General features: G+C 56.5%; 22 protein-coding genes and 3 pseudogenes. 18 read left to right on the top strand and 7 right to left on the bottom strand.

Annotated features, from left to right (window positions below; translation table 11 throughout):
• Window positions 1-702: 702 nt before the first annotated feature.
• From ACEPAJ_RS12765 to ytfE, 6 genes are all read right to left on the bottom strand, one after another.
• On the bottom strand, window positions 703-990 hold the full coding sequence (locus tag ACEPAJ_RS12765) for a hypothetical protein (RefSeq protein WP_425915154.1): 288 nt from the start codon (window positions 988-990) through the stop codon (window positions 703-705).
• Between the two features lie 143 nt (window positions 991-1,133).
• Window positions 1,134-1,874, bottom strand: a complete 741-nt coding sequence (locus tag ACEPAJ_RS12760; RefSeq protein ID WP_425915152.1) for a hypothetical protein — start codon at window positions 1,872-1,874, stop codon at window positions 1,134-1,136.
• Window positions 1,875-2,376: 502 nt separating this feature from the next.
• Window positions 2,377-3,336, bottom strand: coding sequence for a tyrosine-type recombinase/integrase (locus tag ACEPAJ_RS12755; RefSeq protein ID WP_425915150.1), 960 nt, complete (start codon window positions 3,334-3,336; stop codon window positions 2,377-2,379).
• A 639-nt stretch (window positions 3,337-3,975) separates the two neighbouring features.
• Window positions 3,976-4,224, bottom strand: coding sequence for a hypothetical protein (locus ACEPAJ_RS12750; RefSeq protein WP_425915148.1), 249 nt, complete (start codon window positions 4,222-4,224; stop codon window positions 3,976-3,978).
• Window positions 4,225-4,861: 637 nt separating this feature from the next.
• Entirely contained in the window at window positions 4,862-5,545 is a 684-nt protein-coding gene (locus ACEPAJ_RS12745; RefSeq protein WP_090254001.1) for a Crp/Fnr family transcriptional regulator, read from the bottom strand.
• A 198-nt stretch (window positions 5,546-5,743) separates the two neighbouring features.
• Complete coding sequence (gene ytfE, locus ACEPAJ_RS12740; RefSeq protein ID WP_090253999.1) at window positions 5,744-6,430, bottom strand: iron-sulfur cluster repair protein YtfE; 687 nt, start codon at window positions 6,428-6,430, stop codon at window positions 5,744-5,746.
• A 153-nt stretch (window positions 6,431-6,583) separates the two neighbouring features.
• Here ytfE and norR point away from each other — a divergent pair.
• The 15 genes and pseudogenes from norR (at window position 6,584) to ACEPAJ_RS12665 (ending at window position 23,678) form a co-directional block, all read left to right on the top strand.
• A pseudogene (norR, locus tag ACEPAJ_RS12735) lies at window positions 6,584-8,112 on the top strand (nitric oxide reductase transcriptional regulator NorR).
• Window positions 8,113-8,199: 87 nt separating this feature from the next.
• Entirely contained in the window at window positions 8,200-9,534 is a 1,335-nt protein-coding gene (locus ACEPAJ_RS12730; protein ID WP_090253997.1) for a hypothetical protein, read from the top strand.
• 392 nt (window positions 9,535-9,926) lie between these two features.
• Window positions 9,927-10,280 carry a hypothetical protein gene (locus ACEPAJ_RS12725; RefSeq protein ID WP_090253995.1) on the top strand — a complete coding sequence of 118 codons (354 nt, stop codon included), beginning with the start codon at window positions 9,927-9,929 and terminating at the stop codon, window positions 10,278-10,280.
• 48 nt (window positions 10,281-10,328) lie between these two features.
• Window positions 10,329-11,045, top strand: a complete 717-nt coding sequence (locus ACEPAJ_RS12720) for a CopD family copper resistance protein (protein WP_425915145.1) — start codon at window positions 10,329-10,331, stop codon at window positions 11,043-11,045.
• Window positions 11,046-11,401: 356 nt separating this feature from the next.
• On the top strand, window positions 11,402-12,649 hold the full coding sequence (locus ACEPAJ_RS12715) for an acyl-CoA dehydrogenase family protein (RefSeq protein ID WP_289240333.1): 1,248 nt from the start codon (window positions 11,402-11,404) through the stop codon (window positions 12,647-12,649).
• 388 nt (window positions 12,650-13,037) lie between these two features.
• Window positions 13,038-15,188 (top strand): transcriptional regulator NosR, encoded by a 2,151-nt coding sequence (nosR, locus tag ACEPAJ_RS12710; RefSeq protein WP_425915143.1) that lies wholly within the window; start codon window positions 13,038-13,040, stop codon window positions 15,186-15,188.
• A 66-nt stretch (window positions 15,189-15,254) separates the two neighbouring features.
• A complete protein-coding gene (nosZ, locus tag ACEPAJ_RS12705; RefSeq protein WP_090253987.1) occupies window positions 15,255-17,174 on the top strand; it encodes a TAT-dependent nitrous-oxide reductase in 1,920 nt (639 codons plus the stop codon).
• A 252-nt stretch (window positions 17,175-17,426) separates the two neighbouring features.
• A complete protein-coding gene (locus ACEPAJ_RS12700; protein ID WP_420875472.1) occupies window positions 17,427-18,713 on the top strand; it encodes a nitrous oxide reductase family maturation protein NosD in 1,287 nt (428 codons plus the stop codon).
• Complete coding sequence (locus ACEPAJ_RS12695; protein ID WP_090253983.1) at window positions 18,710-19,636, top strand: ABC transporter ATP-binding protein; 927 nt, start codon at window positions 18,710-18,712, stop codon at window positions 19,634-19,636. Before ACEPAJ_RS12700 ends, ACEPAJ_RS12695 begins: the two co-directional genes overlap by 4 nt.
• Window positions 19,633-20,462, top strand: a pseudogene (locus tag ACEPAJ_RS12690) (ABC transporter permease). Before ACEPAJ_RS12695 ends, ACEPAJ_RS12690 begins: the two are co-directional and overlap by 4 nt.
• Window positions 20,463-20,569: 107 nt before the next feature.
• The gene (locus ACEPAJ_RS12685) at window positions 20,570-21,109 is read left to right on the top strand and encodes a nitrous oxide reductase accessory protein NosL (RefSeq protein ID WP_090253979.1); all 540 of its coding nucleotides are present in this window, start codon (window positions 20,570-20,572) and stop codon (window positions 21,107-21,109) included.
• 33 nt (window positions 21,110-21,142) lie between these two features.
• Window positions 21,143-21,322 (top strand): twin-arginine translocase TatA/TatE family subunit, encoded by a 180-nt coding sequence (tatA, locus tag ACEPAJ_RS12680; RefSeq protein ID WP_090253977.1) that lies wholly within the window; start codon window positions 21,143-21,145, stop codon window positions 21,320-21,322.
• 314 nt (window positions 21,323-21,636) lie between these two features.
• On the top strand, window positions 21,637-22,380 hold the full coding sequence (locus ACEPAJ_RS12675; RefSeq protein ID WP_090253975.1) for an SDR family NAD(P)-dependent oxidoreductase: 744 nt from the start codon (window positions 21,637-21,639) through the stop codon (window positions 22,378-22,380).
• Window positions 22,381-22,952: 572 nt separating this feature from the next.
• Window positions 22,953-23,210: pseudogene (locus tag ACEPAJ_RS12670) on the top strand (methyl-accepting chemotaxis protein); the annotation flags it as partial.
• Between the two features lie 48 nt (window positions 23,211-23,258).
• The gene (locus ACEPAJ_RS12665; protein WP_414628383.1) at window positions 23,259-23,678 is read left to right on the top strand and encodes a CZB domain-containing protein; all 420 of its coding nucleotides are present in this window, start codon (window positions 23,259-23,261) and stop codon (window positions 23,676-23,678) included.
• Between the two features lie 214 nt (window positions 23,679-23,892).
• On the opposite strand, the gene ACEPAJ_RS12660 is transcribed toward ACEPAJ_RS12665, so the two are convergent.
• Window positions 23,893-24,207: a c-type cytochrome gene (locus tag ACEPAJ_RS12660; protein WP_090253972.1), complete on the bottom strand. Its 315-nt coding sequence runs from the start codon at window positions 24,205-24,207 to the stop codon at window positions 23,893-23,895.
• Between the two features lie 431 nt (window positions 24,208-24,638).
• On the opposite strand from ACEPAJ_RS12660, the gene ACEPAJ_RS12655 reads away from it, so the two are divergent.
• From ACEPAJ_RS12655 to ACEPAJ_RS12645, 3 genes are read left to right on the top strand one after another with little or no spacing between them, the layout of a single operon-like run.
• A complete protein-coding gene (locus tag ACEPAJ_RS12655) occupies window positions 24,639-25,391 on the top strand; it encodes a CbbQ/NirQ/NorQ/GpvN family protein (protein WP_425918029.1) in 753 nt (250 codons plus the stop codon).
• Entirely contained in the window at window positions 25,375-25,974 is a 600-nt protein-coding gene (locus ACEPAJ_RS12650) for a cytochrome c oxidase subunit 3 (protein ID WP_425915138.1), read from the top strand. Before ACEPAJ_RS12655 ends, ACEPAJ_RS12650 begins: the two co-directional genes overlap by 17 nt.
• A 14-nt stretch (window positions 25,975-25,988) precedes the next feature.
• Window positions 25,989-26,246: a cytochrome C oxidase subunit IV family protein gene (locus tag ACEPAJ_RS12645; RefSeq protein ID WP_090253968.1), complete on the top strand. Its 258-nt coding sequence runs from the start codon at window positions 25,989-25,991 to the stop codon at window positions 26,244-26,246.
• The last annotated feature ends 93 nt before the right edge of the window (window positions 26,247-26,339 follow it).

Raw genomic sequence — 26,339 nt, 5'->3', positions numbered from 1 at the left:
ATTGTCGGATGCGCCATGAGATTCTGGGGTGATTTGGTGGATTCGACCTCCAAGAGAGTCTTTCTGTCTGGTTCTTTTGGCCGTAAGCTGGGTAAGGCTGCATTCTTCAGAGAGGTGTATGCTGAAGACTTTATCAATCCATTGTGTTGGATCGTGGGTCAGCATGGAACCTATTGGTTATCTTATTTTGGGTACAGTATTGGCGGTTGCTTTGATCGGAACCGTAGGTTTTTTGTTCACTAAGCTGCTTGAGTGGAAACTAAATAGCCGAAAGCCTTGAGCCACAACACTGCAGGCCGTTGAGGTGCCGTAGGTAGCTATAAACAAATTTCCTCACCGACACTTGGTCAGTGAGGAAAACTGCTTTTCATTAGCCCCGTGTCGTTCTATATAGATTTGTGTTGCACTGATTGCATGCATGGATTCGGCGTTCGTCATTACGTGCCTCAAGACCATACTGCCGGATGCTGCATGACCTGCAGTGCCAGCATTGAATGCGGCTCAATTGAGTTTTCCGAGCGTACTCTTCAATAGTAGGGAAGCGCAGCCAGGCTTCGTGTTTGCGCTTCCTTAGGTCGCCTGCGAGCCAATCGGCGAGAAGGGCGCAACCCACTATGAATATGATGAACGCAGCGATTACATACATGAGTTTGGCTCCTTTGTTTTTGGTGTTTTTCTAGATCCAATATTCGTGTTCTGCACTTATTCTTCCTCTTCCTCTTCCTCTTCCTCTTCCTCTTCAGCCCACCTTTGGTGAATACGCCGGCTAGCTGCTACTTGTGCAGGTAACAGCGGTAAGAAGCCGTTATTGGTCGGGATGTGAGGGGCTGTCAGCCATGCCAGGAAAAGATACTTTCCCGGGTTTATCAAAAATTGTGAGAGCGTAATACCGAGCTTTTGCTGTATCTGAGCATCGATGTAAACCGATGACCAAGAATTCAGGTGAACCTGTTGGTCAGGGGTGAAAGTGATCTGTTCTTCGAGTGACATGGGACTGGCTCCGTTTGGGTTACGGTTCCAGTTTCCCCATTATTTTGAATATGCAAGCAGCCTGGGAATACACTCCCAGGCTTGGCCATTTCGATGCAAATTTGCCAATTTGCAGTGCCACAGACCGTCGTGACAGTTAGCGTTTACGGCTCAACGAAAAGTAGCTTTTGTCCCTGGTTTAGGATTGACCTAGCGGAAACCCCTTGCAGGCCCGGGTTGTAGATGTAGAACCAGGATGGCAGTGCCTTGGACATCTCAGTAATCAATCTAATGTCTTCTGCATTTGCAGGTGCCCCCCAGGCATCCAGGAAAATAGGGCCATAAGCCTTACCGTTTTCCGGCATGAATGAAGGGGCGGCCGCCAGGCTTGGGGAATGGTCAGCAATCAGATCGAACAGTTGAGCATAGGTCTGTACCAACCCACCTTCACCGTATGGTTGGCCGAGCACATGCCTAACCTTGGTCGAAAGTAACTTTTCCCGGCCATGCTCATCCTTGCTGTAAACATCCGCGCGCGCCTCTATATAGGCCTGTGAAGCGACAGCCACAGCTTTTCTTGGAGTAGATGCCAGGCTTTCAGGCACCCACGCGGCGATTTGTATTCGCGCGGCAGGGCTCCCCGGAGTTAATCCACTCAACAGCAACATTGTTGGATCTCCGGATGCAATCAGCTGCGTGACCCCGCTGACTGTGTGATCAAGATTACGGCCCCTAGATCCAGTCACTGCAAAGGTTTCTTCATGCTCGGTGCGTGACATGTCATAGGCAGGAATGCTCATCGCATCCGCTATTTGCAATGCCACTGATGGTGTACCGGTTTGAGGGAGCAGGCCGCAACCGCTCAGGACGGTTATGAAAACGGCAGTTAGGATAGTTCGGGACATGGCGCACCTAGGCTGACAAAGTATTAATGAAGGTAGAGAGAAGCGACTTTCAAGTGCGCAGCATTGGCCACAGAACGGTGCTGGTGAGCAAGCACCCACATGTCCATGTCGCCAGCGGTAACCTCAGCAACTTCATGGATTCGTGGAGCGGGATTAATAGCCGTCGGTGCTTGTAGCCTTTGAAGAGAAACACAGCCCATGCCAGCGGGGCCGATTGGAAAGACAGGAGCAAGGCGAGTCGCCACAAGGCTATTTCAATCAATTGAGGTGCTGACGTGGATGGGGCATATTCCAAGTAGCCCAGACGAATTGTCATTGCGGATACCACGATCACAATCGACTGGCTGCTGTAGAGCAGATGTCTCCAAAGCGCTGCGCGAACTTCTTCTGATGTTCTGTACATGATTGATGGCCTCAAGAAATAGGGCCTTCAGGTGAGCATGACTTCTCGGATATGCAACCCGCTCAAGAGTGCTGGTTTTGGTGGCATGACAAGATGTTTTCAGAGTTCGTACTGAATTTTAAATGAGGGTGAGTCGCTCGCGCGGTTTTGGCGGCGATCATACAGTCGGGTGGTGCTGATGCTCGCGTGTCCAAGCCAGTGCTGGACTTGAGCAATATCTGCGTTGTTTTCTAACGCATTGGTAGCCGCAGTAACACGCAGGCCGTGTACGCCTAATCCAGCCACATCTATTCCGGCCTGCAGCGCGTAGTGGCATACAAGCTTATAGATGCCATCAGCGCTCAGGCTCTTGCCAGCTTTGCTGCCTCGAAGACTTGTAAACATAAAGCAGCTTTTGTCTCTCTCGACGCAAGTACCTTCCAGGTACTGATTGATGCTGTTCTCTGCATCACCATGAAGAGGGATGTATCGCAATCGGCCACCTTTACCGTGGATTCGTAGATGCAGCAAACCATCCCGCTTCTGCAGGTCGCACACGCGTAGAGATGCAACTTCTTGGCGGCGCAGGCCGTGATAAAGCAGCACCGCCAAAATGGCCCTGTCTCGTAAGCCTTTTGCTGATAGCAGGTTGGGGGCGTCGAGAAGTAACTTTGCTTGGGCGCGGCTCAAAGCAGGGGTCTTGCCCTCGTAGTATTCTGTACGTGGACGTTTGATCCCGTGGACAGGGTTGCGTGTGTAGCGCGGATCTCGTTCGATCAGGTAGTCGAATAAGCATGCCAAAGCTGCAAGTTTTCGCCGGCGTGTAGCTGCGCTCAAACCCGCTTTTTCTAGTGCAGCGCGCCACATCAGTACGTGCCCGCGAGATATTTCAAGTAGGTCCTCGACTGAGCGCGCGCCGACTAAAACAAAGAAGTCTTGGATATCGGAACGATAGGCGCGCCGTGTCTGCTGGTTGTCGAGGTTAGCGAGCCATTCTGAAACTAAACAAATAACGGAGGAGGGGGGCGCCTCAATCATCTCATTATGATTGTTGGCCCCAAGTCGCTTTTCTGACTGCATTACCGGTCATGCCCTGTTCGCTAAAGTGACTTTGCCGCTGGTCAAATCGGTAACGGCAACAGCTCTTGATAACGTGTTTTTTCGAGAGTTTTGCGCTGACGCGCTGTAAGCAGGCGCGGGGTGCCATCAACTCTCATCACAGGTGACCACAGTGTTTGAACTATGCAAGAGAGGCGGCGGCGGCGTTGCGACCAAGTTGCGAGTTCAGACGAATGAGCAGGGAAGGTCGCGTGGAGTAAGGTCAATGAAAATGTCGGTATTGCTCAGAAATATCTCAGGGACTTTTTCGGGAAAGCGTTGAAAATCGTTAGATTGCGTGGGCACCGAATGCAGCGAGCGCCCTAGTTGGTGCTCGATTAATCAGTCGTTTAAAACGCGTTAGCCTCTAACTGTCGAGTGCTCGAATCACTCCGTCCCGACCATATAATTCAAGCATTAGAACCCGGTTAATGACGGCCAGGCTTTTTTGTGTCAGGAACTTTTGTGGGAATTATCATGTTAGAACTTCTTCCTCGGTCATCCCCAAGTCCGAAAGGCAGGGACTGTTTCAATTGTCAGTTTTCGATGCTCTTGGGTGCGCGCGCAAAAAATTTTCTTAGAATTGTCCTGTGTTTAATACTTAAGTAGAAAGTAAAATATTTAACTATGGAAGCGGACTGGTGTTCCGTCTCTGTCAAAAGCTATGTAGTTAGATAGATCACCACCATTTTCTACAGTGGTTTGCATGATTTGTAGTGGTTGTGTTGCGTCATCAGAGCTGGGCATTATTCCATTGCGTCCAGAGAGGCAGGCCACCAGTACAATGTGCCACGCTTGTTTCATATTTCCAGCTTCTGATACTAAATCAACAAAAGTTCCAAGTTCTTCCAGGGTTTTATCAACGCACATTACTGGTTGTAATTGACCTCCTTGCCCAGAATGAAAGCGAACTGCTTCTTCGGTCTCATGATCTTCAGGTAAAGATGCTCTTAAGAAAACAAAGAGTAATCGCTGTGGCTCTGATTGGCTTTTTGCGGCTAATAATAGAGATTCATAGTCTGTGATGTTGATTTTATGTTCTCCTTCAATTATCTAAAGTGTAGTGTCTGATCTGCTCGATATTTACCGATTTGATCGGTTGGGGTGTTTATGGTCAAGTCCTGATTTGCGGTAGAGTCAGATGCAGATAGTATTGTTATTGCGCGTCAGTATTCCCATGTGTTGCCTAGAGTAACTGTAATCAGTGTTGCGTTGAGCTAAAAATAGCTGCTGTGCAAATAAAGCCAATATCCTGCCCGCTTCCTTCGTCTTTTCCTATATCCCCAAAGGGGTAGTTAAAGTCGGTTCAGAACAATGTTCGTGGTAGCCATACGGCCATTGTTAAGCAAAATATCGTTAACGCAGCACAGAACCAGACAAAACGACGCTCGCGTTGCTGTTTATCGCGTTGGTTATGGGCTGGCAAAAGCATGCCGCATTTTTGGCAGTCAGTGGCTTTTTCTGGGTTTTCACGCTGGCAATAAAGGCAGTTAGGCATGGGTGGACCTCACTCGAACTGTTCCAGCCGAAAACGATTGAGGATGTTGATCTGGCGACCGTTCTGACTGATGACTTGCTCGTCAGTCAGGCGACGAATCACCCGCGAAAAGGTTTCAGGTTGGATTGATAGATGGCCGGCTATCAACTGTTTAGCCATCGGTAGATTGAAACTGCTGATGTTCTCATTGCATTGGTTAAGCTGGTTTAGCAGGTAGCGCACAACGCGATGGGTGGAGTTTTTCAGGGACAAGGTTTCGATTTCATTCAGGCGCTGCTGCATTCGCCCGGAGAGCCGACTAATCAGTGCGAAAGCTAATCGGCTATTGCTTTGCAGCAAGTGCAGATAAACGCTGCTGGGCAGGCGATAAAGCTGCGTAGGCTCAAGTGCTTCGGCGCAGGCACTGTAATTTGCTGAGTCCGTCAGTAGCATGGCTTCGGCCACGGTCTGGCGCGCGCTGAGGACGTCAAAGACTTTTTCTTGGCCATCGGCGGCTAAACGGAAAACCTTCACCGAGCCGCTGATGACGAAATAAAACGAAGTAGCCGGATCGCCTTGGCGAAATAGAGGCGAGCCTTTATCAATATTGAGCAGGTGGCTACTGCTCATGAGCTCTTCCATTTGTTCTTCGTTCAAGGGCTCGAAGAGGTGATGGCTGCGAAGTATCTGTTGATGTACGCGGTGCAACGCCATGACGGGTATCCTGATCCGAGGGTATGGTCGAGTCAGGAAAACGCTGCTCGATCCGGGTGTGGCTTTGTATGGGTTAAATGACCAGTTCCATTGCAAGGCTTGTGGCGCCAGCGAGGGTTGAGGCCACTAGCAAGAACCAGATCATCGGCTGTAGTGCTCGGCCCAGCGCGCTATTGCCCGCTTGCTTGTTTGCGTCGCTCATACAGTCGGCCTAGGCGTGGGGTTGAGGGCGTTAATAAACAGCACGTTGTTCTCCAGATGGATGTGCTGCATTAGGTCGCGAACAAATTCGTCGAGCCCTCGATACAAGGCACGCCAGGTGTTGCAGGCATCTTCCGGTGGAGTGATCTGCCGCGTGAGTTCGAGCAATCTCTGTAATGCTTCGCTGTGATGCTCATGCTCCATACGCATTACCGAAATGGGCGCTGCAGTCTTTGGCCCGAGACCGTCGAGCAAGGCAGGGAACAGTATTTGCTCCTCCTTGAGCATGTGGCTTTCGAGTTCCTGCAGCAGGTAACGAAGCAAGTCGGTGAGGCCGGCAGGGCAGTCATTGCGGTCGCCGTGTACCTGCTCCACGCGTTGCGCCAGGCGGATCAGCTCCGGCAATTGCTCGCGATGGCGCGCGTGATAGCGCGTAAGAATGTGGCCGATCAACTCTGCTTCCGGCGCCACGCGCCAGTCCACTTCGTCGCTGTTGAGCGATTCCAGCGCCTGTAGTTCGGCCAAAATGGCGTCGACGTCGATGCCACGTTGCGCGACCGCCTCGCTCAAACTCAGATGGCCGGCGCAACAGAAGTCGAGTTTATGTACATGAAAAATGCGCGTGGCACCGGGTATCTCGCCGGCGATGTTGCCGAGCGATTGCTGCAGTAGGGTGTGATTCATGGCAGCTTCCTTGATTGCTAAAAGGGTTTGCTGTCATCCGTTGCAGTTCGTGTGCCAAATATAAGTTATTGAAAAACAAGTAAATATTTTTATGAATGGTTTTATATACCCTTGCTTGATAGGGTTGTAAAAACCATTTGGGTAGATATGACCATGCTGTACGAGACACTGCTTGCTGACTTGCTCGTTGATTTGCCGAATGCCGTACGCCTGCAGCGTCTAGTGAGTACCTTACGTGAGCGCTTTCACTGCGGCGCAGTGGGCCTGCTGCGACTGGATGGCGACAGTCTGCGCCCGGTGGCGGCTGAAGGGTTGGTGCATGAGGCCCTTGGGCGGCGCTTTGTAATTGCCCAGCACCCGCGCCTGGCGGCGATCATGGCGAGTCGCGAGCCGACCTGGTTCGAGCCTGACAGTCGCCTGCCGGACCCTTATGACGGCTTACTCGACAATCACGTAGGTGAACCTCTGCCGGTTCATGACTGCATGGGCATGAGCCTGTATGTCGAGGGGCAGTTGTGGGGGCGCTAACCTTGGACGCGCTGCACCCTGGCACCTTTGACAGCGAGACTCGGCGAGACCTGGCGCGCTACAGTCTGTTGATCGAAGCGGCAGTGCGGGTTACCCGTTTGGAGCAAGAGTCCCGCAGCTTGCGCCTGTCACGCAGTGAGGTGCACACCCCGCAGCAACTGATCGGCGAAGGCGAAATCATCGGTCAGAGCGCGGCCATCCGGAATTTATTGGCCGAGCTTGAAGTCGTGGCCGTTTCTGAACTGCCAGTCTTGCTACTGGGTGAAACTGGGGTAGGCAAAGAGCTGTTCGCGCGGCGTTTGCATGCACTGTCCAAGCGCTGCAATAAGCCGTTGATTCAAGTTAACTGCGCCGCCCTGCCTGAGTCGTTGGCCGAAAGTGAGCTATTTGGCCACGTCAAAGGCGCCTTCTCCGGGGCCGCCGCTGATCGCCCTGGACGCTTCGATGCGGCGAATGGCGGCACCCTACTGCTGGATGAGGTAGGTGAACTGCCACTTAGCGTGCAGGCCAAACTGCTGCGAGTGTTGCAGAACGGTGAGATCCAGCGGCTGGGAGCAGATAAGCCGCTGCATGTAGATGTGCGCATCATCGCGGCGACCAATCGAAACCTACCAGACAGTATCCGCGATGGACACTTTCGCGCCGACTTGTACCACCGGCTTTCGGTTTACCCTGTGCTGATTCCACCACTGCGTGATCGTGAGCAGGACGTGTTGATGCTCGCCGGTCATTTTCTCGAACTCAACCGCGCCCGCCTTGGACTACGAAGCATGCGCTTATCACCTGCTGCGGAGCGTGCCATGCTCACCTATGGGTGGCCGGGCAATGTGCGCGAACTTGAACATGTGATCAGTCGAGCGGCGGTCAAGCTGCTCAGTCGCGGTGCCAGTCGCATGGAAATCCTTACGCTGGAGCCAGACCTGCTTGATCTGGATAGCACGGCTGAACAGTCAGTAAGCTTTGTCCCAATGCCGCCGCAGGGGGCGCAGGATGTTCGCGTACAGGCGCTGCGTGAAAGTGTCGAGAACTGCCAGAGGCAGAGTATTCAGCAGGCGCTGGACACCTTTGCGGGCAACTGGGCCAGTGCTGCGAGGGCACTAGAACTAGACCCAAGTAACTTGCACAAGCTGGCGCGGCGCCTGGGTTTGAAATAGCTCATGCGCTTGCGCTTGACTCAGGTCAAGTACCCGTTGCGGGGTTCGCCGTGACACTGCAGGCTGTTTAAGCGCCGGGAGCGCGTTATGCCTGCAGATATCCAGTCGAGCCGCCAGTTGATCAAGCGCTACGGGCATGCCGCGGCTACCTGTAGCGACTACCCACCGATCGGCCCGCTCCAGCAGGGTTTTGCAGCGATTGATCTGCTCCGTGCATTGCGCAGTGGCCAGCGGCCGTTGCATTTGGCTGTTAGCTTGCTGCCCATGCAGAGCGCGTTTAATGAGCGCTATCTTGCTTGCCTAGGACGGGAAGTCGAACTGCTCGGGTGCCACATTGGCGCTAAGCAATCGGTTCAACGGCTCCATTTAAGCCGTGGCGCCGTGAGTGCCGAGCAGCTGCAGCGCTTGCTTACATTGGTGCGCAAGCGTTTTGCTGTTCACTCCTCGGCATTCGGCGATGACAGCGTCGAGATAGATCCGGCGCAGACCGATTGGGCCCGCATGGGCTTGCTCCGCGAGCTGGGTTTCAATCATGTCAGTATTGGTGTGGCAGACGCCTGTTCGCCGGCCGCAGGGGTGGTTGTGGATTTTCGTGACTCGCGCAAAACTCGCTGGCTGATCGAGGCGGCGCGCACCCTGCAGTTCACCTCAGTGAATATTGATCTCGGCTACGGTCGAGCCTGGCAGAGTCTAAACAGCTTTAGGAACAAACTGGCGGCAATTATCGAACTGCAGCCTGGGCGGATCTTGCTTTTTGATTACGCTTATCCGCCTCAGCGCTATCGGTCCAGCCAGCGCCGCAGTGCGCGCGATTTCGCCGCAGCACCCGACAAACAAGCCATGTATCAACACGCGCTCGAGAAACTCGACGCGGCCGGTTATTGCTATATCGGCTTGGGGCAATTCGCATTAAAGGATGACCCATTGGTTGGGGCCCGCGAGAGCGGGGGCTTGCAGCTCAATTGGCTGGGCTATAGCTGCGAAGCCAGTGCCGACCTGCTTGGTATTGGGGTGGGTGGCATCAGTCATATTGGCACGCTGCAGTTGCAGAATCGGCGTGATTTGGCCAGTTATCAGATGCAGCTGGCGAACGATCAGTTGGCCACTTTTCATGGCCGCCATAGCTCTGCGCAAGAGCAATTGCAGAGTGCGCTGAGTGAGGCTCTGCTGTGTGATTTGCAGGTCGATTTGCAAGCCTTGGAGGCGAGCTTTGGCGAGCTATCGCGCGACTATATGAGCGCATGTCGACCGGCGTTGGAGCAGATGGCGGCAGATGGCTTGCTGCAACTGACGCCCCAGGCTCTGAGTATTCTGCCGGCTGGGCGTCTGTTGGTTGGTGCGGTGTGCAAGGTGCTGGAGCAAGGCCGAACTGAGCCCGCCGCGACGCAGCGGCGGTTTGGCACACTCTCGGCGATGCCTTGAGCGGCGCGACCCGCTGCATGCCTGAGCTTTTATAAGAAGGCATAACAGTTCGGTCTGAGCCTGTATTGCTGATACGTCTGCTAGACCCTCTGGATCGGCGCCCTGAGATTGCTGCTTGATAAGTCGAAACTGCTCACCTGGTCCCAGCTCTCTGAAACCATATTCGGCTTGCTGCCAACGCAGTGCCGCGGACTGGCAGTCGTCGCTGCGGTTATGTTCTGTGCTTACTATTAAGTGATGGTAAAAATCACCACTCGGGGGTCTTTACTACCATGCTCTATTTGGTAATTTATACCGTTATTAGTTTTATAGTATTGATTTTTAAGGATAATTTATTGGCATGATTTGTGATGGTACTGAGTGAGACTCATAACCTAAGCAAGGAAAATGTCATGCGTAAAATCATCACTTTGTGCGCCGTTGCAGCTCTGTTGAACAGCCCACTGGGACAAGCCGACCAGATAATCTCGGCGCAAAGCGATACGCGGGTCGGCGGCGGTTTTAGCGGCTTAACGGGCTTCATGCTCGGCGGTGCGGCGGGTGGCCCGGTGGGCGCGTTGATTGGGGGTGGCCTCGGTTACCTGGCTGGAAGCCAGGCCCAAGAAACGATGGGAATGGAACAAACGCTTTATGTGCTTAGGGATGAAAATGGCAACACTCGCAGCATTCGTTCTTCTGATGCGCGCTTTGTCGAAGGACAGCAGGTGACTCTGCAGGGCTCGCATATCACAGCATCAGCGCCATAGTTGGCAGGCTGCCTGAGTGCCGTTAGTGGATAAACAGGAGAGTGTTCTGTGTGGTATGCGCTGTTTCATACGTTACATCTGCTAGCGGCCATCGCGTTTGTCGGCGTGGTGTTTTTTCAGTTAGTGATTTTGGCCCGTGTCAAACATCAACTCGATTACGCAGTCCTGCCGTCGCTGGAGTATGCGCTGAGTGTGCGTACGCGGGAGGTGCTGCATTGGGTGGTGCTGCTGTTGTATGGCGCCGGCGTTGGCTTGGCCTGGCACTATCGGCAGGTGCTGAGTGCGCCGTTTTCGAGCAGTTTCGCAACCCTGTTGACACTGAAAATTGCGCTGGCACTGGCCGTGTTCATTAGCTACGGCGCCTTGGCAATGTTGCTGCGCAGCGGGCGCATGACCCCCGCGATGTATCGTAAATTGCACTGGGCTGTGCTGCTACAAATGTTGGCTATCGTGCTGTTGGCTAAGGCAATGTTTACCTCCACTGGTAGGCCAGTGAGAATCGGCCTACCTCTCGGGGGGATAGTGATGCTAATCGCTGTGCTGCAGCCGTATCAAGGTGACCAGCACGATGGCGTCTACCTTGGTTTGCAGAGCGTGTTCCACACCTTCCGCGACGAACATCAACTGATGCTCGTGCAGGCTTTGCCAGATCCCCTCAGCCTCCACTTCGACGCAACCCTGCAGGCATTGAATGGTCAGTGGGCCGGCTACGGAATGGACGGGTATTATCTTGCCGGCCTCCAGCACCAAGCGCATGACTTCTAAACGTGGGGCGCAAATCAGTGCCTGGGAAATTTGCGTCGACGTGGTCATGGTCGGCAGTAGCTCGATAACCTCTCCTGAACCTGCGTGTTTTAGAGCCATAAGACTGATCTCCACAATAAGCTGGGTATCGACCATAACGCAGAGAGCCGACAATGTTCAAAGCGCACGGTAGTCGCACGTCGCACGTCGCTTGTACGCGTTGACGCGCTGGCGAGCGATGACTTTAGTCAATAACTGGCGCTGTTTAGGGCGCGCTGATAGGGCCTGATTCAACACTCGGAGCATCCTCGGTTTTGCTTAGATGGCAAGTTACAGTGCGGCATTCAACCAATGCTCAGCCTGCCTCGAGGTTCGCCATGAATTTTGCCTACAGCCCCCGTACAGACGCACTGCGTCAGCATCTGCAAAGCTTTGTTGAGGCGCATATCGTGCCGCGTATTGGCCAATGGCAAGCCGAGGTTGCGGCCGGTCAGTTTCCGCCCTCGTTTATGTCAGACTTGAAAGCACTGGCGCGCGCCGAAGGCTTGTGGAATCTGTTTCTGCCGGCGCTACATGCCGATGAGCCGGGCACGCCACTGAGCAATCTTGAATACGCGCCGTTGGCGGAAATCATGGGCCGTGTGTCGTGGGCCTCTGAGGTGTTTAATTGCAGCGCGCCGGACACCGGCAATATGGAGTTGCTGCATCTATTTGCGACGGACGAGCAGCGTCAACGCTGGTTACAACCCTTGCTGGAGGGGCAGATTCGTTCGGCGTTCGCCATGACCGAGCCAGACGTACCTTCCTCCGATGCCAGCAACATTCAGACGCTGATCCGCCGTGAGGGCGATGAGTATGTGATCAACGGCCGCAAGTGGTTTATTACCAATGCCGCCCACCCAGACTGCAAGCTGCTGATCGTCATGGGCAAGACCGACCCGGATGCTGACGCCCATCACCAGCAGAGCATGATTTTAGTGCCGCTCGACACGCCCGGCGTTCAACTTTTGCGCAATATCCCAGTGATGAACCATATCGCCCCGGAAGGTCATAGCGAATTGTTGCTGCGCGAAGTGCGGGTGCCGGTTAGCAATTTGCTGGGGGAGGAGGGGGCGGGCTTTATGATGGCCCAGGCGCGCCTCGGCCCCGGGCGTGTCCACCATTGCATGCGTTCCATCGGCATGGCTGAGCTCGCTCTAGAATTGATGGTCGAGCGCGCGCAGGAACGCAAGGCCTTCGGCAAATACCTGCATCAGTACGCCAATATTGGCGATTGGATCGCCGAGTCTCGTATCGAGATTGAGCAGGCGCGTTTGTTAGTGCTCAAGACCGCTTGGATGATTGATGAGGTCGGCACCAAGGCCGCGCGCAAGGAAATCGCCATGATCAAGGCGTTGGTGCCAGGCATGCACACCCGTGTGGTCGACCGCGCCATGCAGGTCTACGGTGCCATGGGTCTGACCCCGGACACGCCTTTGGCTGATATGTGGACCACCGGCCGTGCCTTACGCTTTGCCGACGGTCCTGATCAGGTTCACCTGCGCAGTATCGCCAGCATGGAGCTTAAGGCCAGCCAAGCAACCCGTGGAGCGACCGCAGCATTTTTGACCCCGTGCAGTAGCTAAACGGCTGACCATCTGACGACCGAACCACTCCAGTGGAGTCGTCCCTAAAGGACTTGGTCTGTTGGACCCGCCCAACAGGGCTTTAGCCCAGATGTAATCCGGAGGCTATGGCCCCGGAAAACTGTTTCCGGATCGTATCCAGGCTGCGTGTGCCAACGCACCGATGCATCGCTCGATACTTGATTATGATCAAGGGGCGGGTAGATGGACATGCCTACCATGGCGGTACGTTCTAGCCGCCTAAGGCGGATATTCCATATGCACGCTTGTCAGCTCCCGAAGAAAATATCTGTCGTTCGCCTGCCTGGACTACGGTGGTCGTCCGATCCAGCTACCAATGCCGGTCAATCATGAACAGCTTCATCTCCCTGCAAAGAGGCTGGCGCTTATGGGGGCGGCTGTCGCAGTTTTATTCGCGTTCATATTGGCAACCACCCAGACCGTGCTAGCCAAAACTTACGGCGAAATAGAACAGCAACGCATCGACTCAATTTTCCCCGACGCCGATGAGCCATCCGAACCACAGGGCGAGTTCAAGGTGCGCACCCTGTCCAGTGGCGACAAGGTGCTCGGCTACGTGTTTCAGAGCCTGGATGTGGTCGATATCCCAGCCTATTCCGGTAAGCCAATCAATATGCAGGTGATCCTCGATACGGCCGGCGTGATTCAAGACGCCTATGTGCTTGAGCACCATGAGCCAATCCTGCTGATCGGCATTCCCGAGGCCAAGCTGCATACCTTCAACGCCAAGTACAAAGGCATCAAGGTCAATCAGCGGGTGGTGGTTGGGCGTTCCAGTGACACGAATGCCGTGACAGTCGATGCGGTTACCGGTGCCACCGTGACGGTGATGGTGGTCAATGAAGTGGTGATGCGTGCCGCCCATACGGTGGCGGTTTCGCTAGGTCTGGTCGCGGATGATGTCGGCCTGACGCGGAAGCCAGCCACGCTACGCGAGGATATTTATCAACCTGCCGACTGGATTCAACTGACGGGTAACGGAGCCATTCGCCGCCTGCACCTGACCCGTGGTCAGGTCGACGAGGCGTTCAAGGGCAGCGAAGCTGAAGGGGTCGAGGTAGCTGCGCCTGAGCAGGTCGACGACACCTTTATCGACCTTTATACCGCGCACCTGAATGCGCCGACCATCGGCCGAAATCTCCTCGGCGATAACCAGTACCGTTCGCTGATGGAATCGCTCAAGCCCGGCGAGCAGGCGATTGCCGTGCTGGGCAGCGGCAGCTACTCGTTCAAGGGTTCGGGTTACGTGCGTGGCGGCATCTTCGACCGGGTGCAGTTGCGACAGTTTGGCACCACCATCAGCTTTCACGACCGTGATTTCGAGCGTCTGAGCGATGTCTATGCCGAAGGCATGCCGGACTTCAGCGAGATGGCGATCTTTATCGTGCGCGAGCCCTATGGCTTCGATCCTGGCTCTCCCTGGACTCTTGAGCTGTTGGTAAAGAGACAGACCGGCCCCATCAGCGGCATTTTCAGCAGCTTCGAACTGGCTTATCAGATGCCCGAGGAATACCTCGAACGGCCACAACCGAGCGCCGCCGAGTTGGCGGCCATCGAGGAAGCCAACCGGCCGTTGTGGCTGAACATCTGGTACCAGAAGAGCTTTCAGATCGGTGTGATACTGGTCGCCTTGCTACTGCTTACGGTGATCCTGTTCCTCCAGGACAAATTCACCCAACGTCCGCACTTCCTCCATTGGCTGCGTCGCGGTTACCTGATCTTCACTGTGGTGTTTATCGGTTGGTACGCCCTGGGCCAGTTGTCAGTGGTCAACGTGCTGACGTTCGTGCATGCCCTGGTGCAGGACTTCCGTTGGGAGTTGTTCCTCACCGATCCGATCATTTTCATTATCTGGACCTTCACCGCCGCTAGCATCCTGCTTTGGGGCCGCGGCGTGTTCTGCGGCTGGCTGTGCCCGTTCGGCGCGTTGCAGGAGCTGATCAACGAGGCCGCTCGCAAACTGAAAATCCCTCAGTACGAGCTACCCTTCGCCCTGCATGAGCGACTGTGGGCGATCAAGTACATCATTCTGTTGCTGCTATTCGGCCTGTCCCTGGAGTCGCTGTCTAGCGCCGAGCGCTTCGCCGAAGTGGAACCGTTCAAGACCGCCATCACCCTCAAGTTCGACCGCCAATGGTGGTTCGTGCTCTACGCCGTGATTCTCCTGGTGATCAACATTTTCACCCGCAAGGTCTACTGCCGTTATGTCTGTCCCCTGGGCGCCGCGCTCGCCATTCCGAGCAAGTTCCGCCTATTCGACTGGCTCAAGCGCCGTAAGGAATGTGGCAACCCCTGCCAGCTTTGCGCCAAGGAATGCGAGATTCAGGCGATCCACCCTGACGGCCATATCAATCACAACGAGTGCCACTACTGCCTCGATTGCCAGATGACTTATCACAACGACGACAAGTGCCCGCCACTGATTCTGAAGAAAAAGAAGCGCGGCAAACAGGCACCTGTGCAGACAGATCTGCCCCCCCCGACTTTGATACCCGTAGTGCATGTGGTTGAGCCCTGAACTAGCCCGGTGAGTCTCGCGTAGTCCGGTCGACAACCGCTTTTATTTAGCCTAGGAGCAGAACCGATGAGCGATAAAGAATCGAAGAACAGCAACCCGAAAAGCGCAGCCGAGCAGCAGGAAAAACTCGGTTTGAGCCGCCGCGGTTTCCTTGGTGCCTCGGCCATAACTGGTGCGGCAGTGGCTGCGACGGCGCTGGGCGGCACAGTGATGACGCGCGAATCCTGGGCGGCTGCAGTTAGCGAGTCGAAAACCAAGATTCATGTCGGCCCGGGCGAGCTGGACGATTACTACGGATTCTGGAGCGGTGGCCACCAGGGCGAAGTGCGGGTGGTCGGTGTGCCCTCGATGCGCGAATTGATGCGCATCCCGGTGTTCAACGTCGACTCGGCCACCGGCTGGGGCCTGACCAACGAAAGCAAGCACATCATGGGTGAAAGCGCCAAGTTTCAGAACGGCGACTGCCACCACCCACATATCTCCATGACCGACGGCAAATACGACGGCAAGTACCTGTTTATCAACGACAAGGCCAACAGCCGGGTCGCGCGTATCCGTCTGGATATCATGAAGTGTGACAAGATGATCACCGTGCCCAACGTCCAGGCCATCCACGGTTTGCGTTTGCAGAAGGTGCCGTACACCAAGTACGTGTTTGCCAACGCCGAGTTCGTTATTCCGCACCCCAACGATGGCAGCACCTTCGATCTGCAGGATAAGAACAGCTACACCATGTTCAACGCTATCGACGCCGAGACCATGGAAATGGCCTTCCAGGTCATCGTCGACGGTAACCTGGACAACACCGACGCCGATTACACCGGCAAGTACGCTGCCGCCACCTGCTACAACTCGGAGAAGGCTTACGACATCGGCGGCATGATGCGCAACGAGCGCGATTGGGTGGTGGTGTTCAACATCCAGCGCATCGAAGCGGCGATCAAGGCCGGTAAGTTCACGACCCTTGGTGATTCCAAAACACCGGTGGTCGATGGCCGCGAAGGCTCGCTGCTGACCCGTTATATTCCGGTGCCGAAGAACCCGCACGGCTGCAACACTTCATCCGACGGTAAATACTTTATCGCCAACGGAAAGCTGTCGCCGACCGTGTCGATGATCGAAATCGCCAAGCTCGACGACCTGTTCGACGACAAACTTAAGGACCCGCGCGACACCATTGCCGCCGAGCCGGAACTGGGCCTGGGCCCGCTGCACACCACCTTCGACGGTCGCGGTAATGCCTATACCACGCTGTTTATCGACAGCCAGGTGGTTAAGTGGAACATGGCCGAGGCCGTGCGCGCCTACAAGGGCGAAAAGGTCAACTACATCAAGCAGAAGCTCGACGTGCACTACAACCCTGGGCACATTCACGCCTCGCTGTGCGAAACCAGCGAAGCGGACGGCAAGTGGCTGATCGCCCTGAGCAAGTTCTCCAAGGATCGTTTCCTACCAACCGGCCCGCTGCACCCGGAAAACGATCAGCTGATCGACATTTCCGGCGACGAAATGAAGCTGGTGCATGATGGCCCGACCTTCGCCGAACCGCACGACTGCACCATGGCGCGTCGTGACCAGATCAAGACCCGCAAGATCTGGGACCGTAACGACCCGTTCTTCGCTCCCACAGTCGAGCGGGCAAAAAAGGACGGGATCAACCTGGAGGCGGATAACAAGGTCATCCGTGAGGGCAATAAAGTCCGCGTGTACATGACCTCGATGGCACCCGCTTTCGGTCTGACCGAGTTCAACGTCAATCAGGGCGACGAAGTCACCGTGACCATTACCAATATCGACCAGATCGAAGACGTGTCCCACGGCTTCGTTATGGTCAACCACGGTGCGAGCATGGAAATTAGCCCGCAGCAGACTTCGTCGATCACCTTTATTGCCGACAAGCCCGGCCTGCATTGGTACTACTGCAGCTGGTTCTGCCACGCGCTGCATATGGAAATGGTCGGCCGCATGATGGTTAAGCCAGCGTAAGTATGCAGCCACACTGAGGGTCCCCACGCTCCATCGTGGGAACTCTCAATAACCCAGCCCCTCACCCTGGCCGGGTCCCTCCTTACCCTCTCCTCAGAGGAGCGAGGGGACCGATCTAGGTAACCCCTTAGCCCGGATGGAGTCCGGGAAGGCCAAAGCCCTCGGATTGCATCCGGGCTAAGGCCCCCATTTAGTTCGCGAGCCCTATGCGGTTCGCGAATCAAGGTAAGCGCAGTGCTCAGACCTCAGGCAATCTTTTCGCTTTACGCCGCTGCGCTGTCGCTGCTTATTCTCTGCGGCGCAGCCCAGGCGGCACCGCAACCCATCACCGTTTTGCCGCTGCAGGCCGAGGGTGGCCAGCGCTGGCGGTTACCCGCTGGCGAGTATCAGGGATCGTTCAGTATCGATCAGTCGATGCATATTCTTTGCGAGCCTGGTGCCGTGCTACAGGGCCAGGGGAAGGGCAACGGCCTGATCATCAGCGCGCCCGAGGTGACCGTCGAAGGCTGCACGCTGCTCGACTGGGGCCGCGATATGACTGCCATGAACGCCGCCATATTTATCCAGCCCAAGGCCAGCGGCGCACTGATCAAAAACAACCGCATGCAGGGCCCGGGCTTTGGCATCTGGGTCGATGGCACGTCGGACGTCAGCCTGATCGGCAACAGCATCCAGGGCGATGCCAGCATCCGTTCGCAGGATCGCGGCAATGGTATTCACCTGTACGGGGTGCGCGGTGCCAAGGTTATCGGTAACCAGGTGCGCGATACCCGTGACGGCATCTATATCGACACCTCCAACGGTAACCTCCTCGAAGGCAACACCCTGGAGGACCTGCGTTACGGGGTGCATTACATGTTTTCCAACGACAACCAGGTGCTCGGCAACACCACCCGCCGCACCCGTACCGGCTATGCCCTGATGCAGAGTCGCAAGCTGACGGTGACCGGCAATCGCTCAGAGCAGGACGAGAACTACGGCATTCTGATGAACTACATCACCTATTCGACTATCCGTGACAACTTCGTCAGCGATGTGCGCAGCGGCTCGACCAGCGACAGCATGATCTCCGGCGCCGAAGGTAAGGCGCTATTTATCTACAACTCGCTGTTCAACAGCATCGAGCACAACCACTTCGAACGCAGCGCCCTTGGCATTCACCTGACCGCGGGCTCCGAGGATAACCGTATCGCCGGTAACGCCTTCGTCGACAACCAGCAACAGGTCAAATATGTCGCGGTGCGTACCCAGGAATGGTCGGTGGATGGGCGCGGCAATTACTGGAGCGATTACCTCGGCTGGGACCGCAACGATGACGGTCTGGGCGATGTCGCCTACGAACCCAACGACAACGTCGACCGCCTGCTGTGGCTCTACCCACAGGTGCGTCTGCTGATGAATAGCCCAAGCATCGAACTGCTGCGCTGGGTACAACGCACTTTTCCGGTGATGAAATCCCCGGGCGTGCAGGACAGCCATCCACTGATGCAATTGCCCACGGTCGATCTGCTGAAAAACCGCCAGGAGCCAACGCCATGAATGCCGTCGAAATCAAAGGCGTCAGCCAGCAGTACGGCAGCATGACTGTGCTGCACGATCTGACCCTGAGCCTAGGTGAGGGCGAAGTGCTGGGCCTGTTCGGCCATAACGGTGCGGGTAAAACCACCACCATGAAGTTGATTCTCGGCCTGCTGCAGGCCAGCAGCGGCACGGTGCAGGTGCTTGGGCGCAACCCGAAGGATTCGCTGGTGCGCCAGCAACTCGGTTATTTGCCGGAGAACGTGACCTTCTATGCGCAACTCAGCGGCCGCGAAACCCTGCGGCACTTCGCCCGACTTAAGGGCGCGCCACTAAGCCAGGTGGACGAGTTGCTGGAACAGGTCGGCCTGGCTCCGGCCATGGAGCGTCGGGTCAAGACCTACTCCAAGGGCATGCGCCAGCGTCTCGGTCTGGCCCAGGCGTTGCTTGGCGCGCCGCGTCTACTGCTACTCGACGAACCCACGGTCGGCCTCGATCCCATCGCCACCCAGGATCTCTACCAACTGGTCGATCGTCTGCGTCAGCAGGGCACCAGCATCATTCTCTGCTCCCATGTGTTGCCGGGGGTCGAGGCGCATATCAATCGCGCAGCGATTCTCTCCCATGGTCGTTTGCAAGCGGTCGGCAGCCTGGCCAGCTTGCGCGAAGACGCCGGCTTGCCGGCGCTGATCCGCGCCAGTGGGCTGAAACAGAGTGCACAGTTGTTGCAACGCTGGCGTGCTGGCGGGCACCAAGCCCGCTCGGTCGGCATTGATGGCATCGAAGTGGTGGCGATCAATGGCCATAAGCTTGATTTGCTGCGCGAACTGCTCGGCGAAGGCGGTGCTCAGGACATCGATATCCACCAGCCGTCGTTGGAAGATCTGTACCGCCATTACATGGATCAGGCCCAGAGCACACAGGCCCGGGAAGGTGCGGTATGAGCCAGGTCTGGAATATCGCCCGTAAGGAACTAAGCGACGGCCTGCGCAATCGCTGGTTACTCGCCATCAGCCTGCTGTTCGCGGTGCTGGCGGTGGGCATTGCCTGGCTTGGCGCGGCGGCGTCCGGGCAACTGGGCTTTACTTCGATCCCGGCGACCATCGCCAGCTTGGCCAGCCTGGCGACCTTTCTGGTGCCGCTGATCGCGTTGCTGCTTGCCTACGACGCCATCGTCGGCGAGGACGAGGGCGGCACCCTGATGCTGTTGCTGACCTATCCCTAGGTCGCGGCCAGTTACTGCTGGGCAAATTCGTCGGCCATGGTCTGATCTTGGCTCTGGCCACCCTGATCGGCTTCGGCTGTGCGGCCCTGGCCATCGCCGTGTTGGTCGAGGATATCGAACTGGGTCTGCTGGCCTGGGCGTTCGGCCGCTTTATGTTGTCCTCGACCTTGCTCGGTTGGGTGTTTCTGGCCATGGCCTATGTGCTGAGCAGCAAGGTCAGTGAAAAATCCAGCGCCGCCGGGCTGGCCCTGGGGCTGTGGTTCCTCTTCGTACTCGTGTTCGATCTCGCGCTGCTGGCGTTGCTGGTACTGAGCGAGGGTAAGTTCAACCCCGATTTGCTGCCCTGGCTATTGCTGCTCAACCCGGCCGATGTCTACCGACTGATCAACCTGTCCGGCTTCGAAGGCAATGGTAATGCCTTGGGTGTAATGGCCCTGGGTGGTGATCTACCCGTAGACGGCCAGTTGCTGTGGGTGTGCCTGTTGATGTGGGTTGGCGTGCCGTTGACTCTGGCTCATTGGGTCTTTCTGCGTCGACCGACGTGACTTTTTACGTGCATCGTAATTACGCATGGATTGCTATGGGCGCTGCATCGCGCCTGATGGGGGCGATATGTAGTTGCGAGTCTTGTTACAGATATGGAGAAAGAAAAATGAGAAATGCGTTCTTAGATACGTCTCGAACCCTGCTGGTTTTGCTGTTCGGTCTGTTTCTGGCGGCCTGTGGGGAGCCGGTAGAACAAAAACAGAATCTGGGGCCGGTGGCATTCCACAGCTCGGATGAATGCCATGTGTGCGGCATGATCATCACCGACTTTCCGGGCCCCAAGGGCGAGGCGGTGGATGGCGCTTCGGTTAAGAAGTTTTGCTCTGCTGCCGAAATGCTTGGTTGGTGGTTGCAACCGGAGAACCGTATTGGTGCAGCCAGGCTGTATGTACACGATATGGGGCGAGGCGAATGGCTCAAGCCGGACGACAGCCACTTGATTGATGCCACCAAGGCTTTTTACGTGGTCGACCTAGGCGATAGTGGGTTGAAAGGTGCTATGGGCGCGGTTATCGCCTCGTTTGGTGATCAACAAGCAGCGAAGAAGCTGGCCGCAATTCACGGCGCTCGCGTATTGCGCTTCGGCGAGATGAACCAGGACGTGCTCCAACAAGCTGCGGGAATGCAGCATATGAGTCCGCATTGAGCACGTTCCACTATTCAAAAAGAGAAAATCACCATGGGTATAAGCATTTGGCAACTCCTGATCGTTCTGCTGATTGTGATCATGCTTTTCGGCAGTAAGCGCTTACGTAATTTGGGCTCTGATATTGGCGGTGCAATCACTGGCTTTCGCAAATCGATGAGTGGTGATGATCCGCTGCAGTCGCCTGAATCGAACAAACAGCCATTGCAGTAGCCTGGTTAGGTATATGGCTGCGTACACCGACCACCTGCGAATTCCGGATGCACTCTAGTCCGTCATCGACTGTAGGGAATTCGTTTTGCCTGGAGGATTGCGTTGCTTAAAAGGCCGTTATGACTGTGGACGGTCCTAGCACATCCACGAACAAAACCGAGTCCGACCCTTTGCGCACCTCTAAAGCACAAAGCTGATTGCGGTCAAGTCGCTAAAGCCCGTGCTACCTGTAAAAAGACTGTAACGGCGGTTGATGCCTTGCCGTACGGATGGGCGGCCTTGTCGTTTGGTCTTGCCAAGTATCGGAGTAGCTGATGAGAACCGAGTTTCAGGATCGTCTGGCTGTTGTAACAGGGGCCAGTTCAGGTATTGGTTTTGCTTTATGTGCTGCCTTGCTGCAATACGGCACCAGAGTGGTGGCAATGTCGCGCAGTCTTGGAGCGCTACAGAGCCTGCAGGCGAGCTATCCCGGTCTCCTGTTCTGGCAGGCGGGGGATGTCACTTCGATTAAGGATTTGACGAGCCTAGGGCAACGCGCAGCAGAACTAGGGCAAGTAGATTATTTGGTGCCCAATGCAGGTGTCGCCGAGTTGGCCGAGAGCTTCGACCTGGCAGCATTCGATAGACAGTGGGCGGTCAATGGCGCAGGGGCATTGAATACCTTGGCTGCGCTGCGCCATACGCTGGCAGCCCAAAGTTCGGTGGTGTTCATCAGTAGTTTTTTAACCCGTTCTACCTTTCCCGGCTTAGCAGCCTACATTGCCAGCAAGGCGGCACTCAGCGCTCAGGCGCGGACCCTTGCGGTTGAGTTTGCACCTATCGGTGTGCGTATCAATTTAGTCTCTCCTGGTCCCACGGCAACTGCACTCTGGGGCAGTTTGGGGCTTAACGACGAGCAATTGGGCGCGGTCGCGGACAGCGTCACTCAGCGCTTGCTGCCAGGACACTTTCTCGATGCTGCGGCGGTCGCCAGCGTGATCCTGTTCCAGTTATCGGCCGGCGCGCGCGGCGTCTATGGCCAGGACTGGGTGGTCGACAACGGGTATACATTGGGTTGAGCGGCTGGGAAAAAACGCTCACCTACTACGGCTGCCGGCAAATGTGCTCAGCGGTGTTGCAGTCCGTGAAAGCGATGCCATTGAACTCACCAAACTCCTCTGCTTTTCCTCTGGCGCGCCTTGCTGCGAATGCTTGAAGACGGCCTTGAGGTGGCGCTTGAAATTTTTACAACTCCGAGGCGAATGAGGTGGATATGTGGTTCAAATGGAAAAAAACCGCCCTCGGTTTGATTGAACAGCAGCGGCGCGCGCAGGCAGAACAGGCATCGCAGGTAGAGCGGATCGAGGCACTCAAGCAGGCGCTGGCGCAGGAGCAGGCGGCCAATGTGCAGAGCCAGCGACAGCTCGACTACTACCGCGGTGTGTCCGGCCATCTGATCCGCTTCAGCACCTCGGTAGCCCAGCTCGGCGATTCGTTCGAGTACCTTGCCGGACAATTGTCAGAAAATCAGACCCGAGCCGAGCAAGTGGCCAGCGCAGCCTTGAGCAACCAGAGGGATTTCAGCGAGCTGCAGGGCAAGGCCGCAGACATGGAACGTGGCTTGAGCGAGGCCTCGAGCAAGGTCGACACCTTGGCTGAACGTTCGCGGGAGATCAACGGCATAGTCGACTTGATCAGTGGCATCGCCAGCCAAACCAATCTACTGGCACTGAACGCGGCCATCGAAGCAGCCCGTGCTGGTGAGGCCGGCCGCGGCTTTGCGGTGGTCGCCGGGGAAGTGCGTCAACTTGCGGAAAAGACGGCTCTGGCTACTGGCGACATTGGGCGCAAGATCGCTGAGGTGCAGGCGGAAATCAGTAACGTTCATCATTACATTCAGACGCAGGGCTCTCTCGCCAAAGGCTTCAGCAACACTACCGAGCAGGCGGTGAGCGCGATGCAATCCCTTCGCCTGCTGGCCAGTAGCATGCGCCAGGGCATTGAGGCTTCAGCCTTTCGCGCCGGCATCGAGCTGGCCAACCTGGATGAGCTGTCACTCAAGGTCGTGGTCTACAACCAGGTGCTCGGTAGCAGTCGGGACGCGGCACCGCTACCGAGCGAGCGCGAATGCCGCTTCGGCCGCTGGTACTACGGCGAGGGCAACCGCGATCTGCAGAAGCTCGACTGTTTCGGACAAATCGAACGGCCACATACTGCTGTGCATGCGCAAGGTCAGGCGGCCCTCGATGCCTACCAACAGCTGGAACTGGAGGCCTCGCTCGAGCATCTCGGACGGATGGAGGAGGCTAATCTCGAGGTTATGCGCATCGTCGAGGCCGTGGTGGCGCAATTCGAGACAGGGCGTTCGCTGGCTTGAGTGCTACCGCTAGGCGGTCGCTATGACGTTGGCAACCGCAAGGCGCGGCAGGGGGAATGCGAAGCTTTGCTCAGGACCCGTCGCGCAACAAAGCATAGAGGTGTCAGCCCGCTGATGATTGCTGAATTGGTTTGCCGGCAAGCTGGCGGCGGCAGTAGGGTTCAATCGAAGAAGGAAGATGCAGGACACCAGCAACCTGGCGTCCTGCGGTGGATCATTTGAGGCTCAGTACCCACTCGGCGAGGATCTTCGCTTCTTCATCGGTGACCGGGTTAGCCGGCATCGGCATCGGGCCCCAGTTGCCCTGGGTGCCGTTCTTAATGCGTCCGGCCAGCAATTCGACGGCACCTTCGGTTCCTGCGTATTTCGCTGCGACTTCTTTCAGCGCCGGGCCAACCATTTTCATGTCGATGTTGTGGCAGGCAGCACAGGGCTTGCTCTTGAACAGCGCTTCGGCGTCAGTGGCGAAGGCAGGCTGCACACTCAGCGCAGCCCCCAGAACGAGCAAGGGGAGCAGAATTTTCTTCATGGTGATTATTTCCTCAAGGCTATTGAAGAGCAGGGTATGAGCCCTGCCAATTTCGCTGCAGTTACTGTTGAGCGTCTTCTTCTGGGTGCTGCCTGAGCCTCTCTGCGTGAGCACGGATCTCTACGGTTATAGGTATGGACCCATGCTGATCGTAAAGGGTTCGGATACGAGGGCTGACAGTAGTCATTGCCTGGTTGAGAGGTGATTCGGCTATATCCGACCACTTCATTCAACGCTAGGGGCAGCATACTCAGGCCGATTGCCGATGGGCTTGACCAGAATCAAGAGTTGCCCGCGCGCGGCTTGAGGGCCGAAGTAGGTCGCAGGTAGCGTGCAGGCATGATTAATCACCGCGGTGAGGTACTGACTGTGAATGCGCCTGTGAAACTCGTCGAAACGGCTGCTGTGTTGGATGCGCCGTTCTACCAACCCTGGGTAATGAGCAGGTGCTGTTCGAACAGGCCTGGCAGCACGGCATGCCGGTACTGATCAAGGGCCCGACCGGTTGCGGCAAGACCCGCTTCGTGCAGTACATGGCGCACCGCCTGAACCTACCGCTTTATACCGTTGCCTGCCATGACGACCTAAGCGCCGCCGATTTGGTAGGGCGCCACTTGATTGGTGCGCAGGGCACTTGGTGGCAGGACGGGCCGCTTACTCGTGCCGTGCGCGAGGGCGGCATCTGCTACCTGGACGAGGTGGTCGAGGCGCGCCAGGACACCGCTGTGGTGCTGCACCCGCTGGCCGACGATCGCCGCGAGCTGTATCTGGAGCGCACCGGCGAGGTATTGCGCGCGCCGCCGGGGTTTATGCTGGTGGTGTCCTACAACCCTGGCTACCAAAACCTGCTTAAGGGTATGAAACCTAGCACTCGCCAGCGCTTCGTTGCCCTGCGTTTCGGCTATCCGCCGGTTGCCGAGGAAGAACGCATCGTCGCCAATGAAGCGCGGGTCGGGCCCGAGCTGGCCGCGCAGGTGGTCAAGCTCGGGCAGGCTCTGCGCCGGCTGGAGCAGCATGATCTGGAGGAGGTGGCCTCGACCCGCCTGCTGATTTTTACCGCACGTATGATCGGCTCCGGCATGAGCCCGCGCGAGGCCTGCCTGGCCTGTCTGGCCGAGCCGCTGTCGGACGATCCGCAGACCGTCGCCGCGCTGATGGACGTGGTCGATGTCCACTTCGCTTGAACTGACCCTGCGTCCAGACGCTAGCCCTACGCGCCATCTGCCGGGTGACCTGGCGATGTGGTTCTTTATCCTTGCCGAGCTGACGGTTTTTGCCTTGCTGCTCCTCACCTTCGCGGTGGCCCAAGCATTACAGCCGCAGTTGTTCCATGACGGCCGGCAGTTGCTTGACAGCTCCACCGGCCTGGCCTTGACCCTGAGCCTGCTGACCTCCGGACTGTTCGCCGCGCTGGCCCAGGAGCAAGTGCGCCAGGCTCAGGCACGGCGGGGGGCCTGGTTGCTGCTGGCGGCGTTGCTGTCGGCCAGCGTCTATGTGTGGTTGAAGCTCGGCGAGTACAGCCATCTGGCTAATAGCGGCCTAGGCATGGAGCACAACACCTTCTTTACCCTGTACTGGATTCTCACCGGTTTTCACTTCGTCCATGTACTGCTCGGTTTGGTGATCCTCAGCTGGCTAGCCGAGCGTTGCCGACAGGGTGCTTATGGGCCGGGCAATTGCAGCGCACTGGAATCCGGCGTGCTCTATTGGCATATGGTCGATCTAGTTTGGGTGCTGTTGTTTCCGCTGGTCTATGTGCTCAATTGACCGAGGAGGTCGCCATGTCCGCTTCGACTACCCTGATCGCCTGCTGGCTGGGCCTGGCCGTACTGTCGTTTGCCAGCGTACAGCTGGGCAGTGCCGGGGCGACCCTGCTGATGGTCTGCGCGGTATTACTCGCAGCCCTGGGCAAGGCCTGGCTGATTGCAGACGGTTTTATGGAGTTGCGTCATGCGCCGCCAATGTGGCGCTGGTTGATACTGAGTTGGCCGGTGGTGATGGCCGCGGGTGTGTTGCTGGCCTTAAGTGTCTCTTTGTAGCCTGGATTGCATCTGGGCTACGTCTCACTGGGGGGGGTATGGCGTGAGCGCATAGCCATGCAGCTCATCGCGTCCACGGACCACTTCTACCCT

The sequence above is a fragment of the Pseudomonas sp. GWSMS-1 genome, from assembly GCF_049847425.1.
GTDB lineage: Bacteria > Pseudomonadota > Gammaproteobacteria > Pseudomonadales > Pseudomonadaceae > Aquipseudomonas.
The sequence above is the reverse complement of the archived record's forward strand: the minus strand, read 5'-3'. Positions and strand labels throughout refer to the sequence as shown.

Excerpts from the sequence above, each read along its gene's own strand:
- ACEPAJ_RS12765 (WP_425915154.1), bottom strand. The coding sequence starts at position 990 with ATGTCACTCGAAGAACAGATCACTTTCACCCCTGACCAACAGGTTCAC.
- ACEPAJ_RS12760 (WP_425915152.1), bottom strand. The coding sequence starts at position 1,874 with ATGTCCCGAACTATCCTAACTGCCGTTTTCATAACCGTCCTGAGCGGT.
- ACEPAJ_RS12755 (WP_425915150.1), bottom strand. The coding sequence starts at position 3,336 with ATGCAGTCAGAAAAGCGACTTGGGGCCAACAATCATAATGAGATGATT.
- ACEPAJ_RS12750 (WP_425915148.1), bottom strand. The coding sequence starts at position 4,224 with ATGTGCGTTGATAAAACCCTGGAAGAACTTGGAACTTTTGTTGATTTA.
- ACEPAJ_RS12745 (WP_090254001.1), bottom strand. The coding sequence starts at position 5,545 with ATGGCGTTGCACCGCGTACATCAACAGATACTTCGCAGCCATCACCTC.
- ytfE (WP_090253999.1), bottom strand. The coding sequence starts at position 6,430 with ATGAATCACACCCTACTGCAGCAATCGCTCGGCAACATCGCCGGCGAG.
- ACEPAJ_RS12730 (WP_090253997.1), top strand. The coding sequence starts at position 8,200 with ATGCCTGCAGATATCCAGTCGAGCCGCCAGTTGATCAAGCGCTACGGG.
- ACEPAJ_RS12725 (WP_090253995.1), top strand. The coding sequence starts at position 9,927 with ATGCGTAAAATCATCACTTTGTGCGCCGTTGCAGCTCTGTTGAACAGC.
- ACEPAJ_RS12715 (WP_289240333.1), top strand. The coding sequence starts at position 11,402 with ATGAATTTTGCCTACAGCCCCCGTACAGACGCACTGCGTCAGCATCTG.
- nosR (WP_425915143.1), top strand. The coding sequence starts at position 13,038 with ATGGGGGCGGCTGTCGCAGTTTTATTCGCGTTCATATTGGCAACCACC.
- nosZ (WP_090253987.1), top strand. The coding sequence starts at position 15,255 with ATGAGCGATAAAGAATCGAAGAACAGCAACCCGAAAAGCGCAGCCGAG.
- ACEPAJ_RS12695 (WP_090253983.1), top strand. The coding sequence starts at position 18,710 with ATGAATGCCGTCGAAATCAAAGGCGTCAGCCAGCAGTACGGCAGCATG.
- ACEPAJ_RS12685 (WP_090253979.1), top strand. The coding sequence starts at position 20,570 with ATGAGAAATGCGTTCTTAGATACGTCTCGAACCCTGCTGGTTTTGCTG.
- tatA (WP_090253977.1), top strand. The coding sequence starts at position 21,143 with ATGGGTATAAGCATTTGGCAACTCCTGATCGTTCTGCTGATTGTGATC.
- ACEPAJ_RS12675 (WP_090253975.1), top strand. The coding sequence starts at position 21,637 with ATGAGAACCGAGTTTCAGGATCGTCTGGCTGTTGTAACAGGGGCCAGT.
- ACEPAJ_RS12665 (WP_414628383.1), top strand. The coding sequence starts at position 23,259 with ATGCAATCCCTTCGCCTGCTGGCCAGTAGCATGCGCCAGGGCATTGAG.
- ACEPAJ_RS12660 (WP_090253972.1), bottom strand. The coding sequence starts at position 24,207 with ATGAAGAAAATTCTGCTCCCCTTGCTCGTTCTGGGGGCTGCGCTGAGT.
- ACEPAJ_RS12650 (WP_425915138.1), top strand. The coding sequence starts at position 25,375 with ATGTCCACTTCGCTTGAACTGACCCTGCGTCCAGACGCTAGCCCTACG.
- ACEPAJ_RS12645 (WP_090253968.1), top strand. The coding sequence starts at position 25,989 with ATGTCCGCTTCGACTACCCTGATCGCCTGCTGGCTGGGCCTGGCCGTA.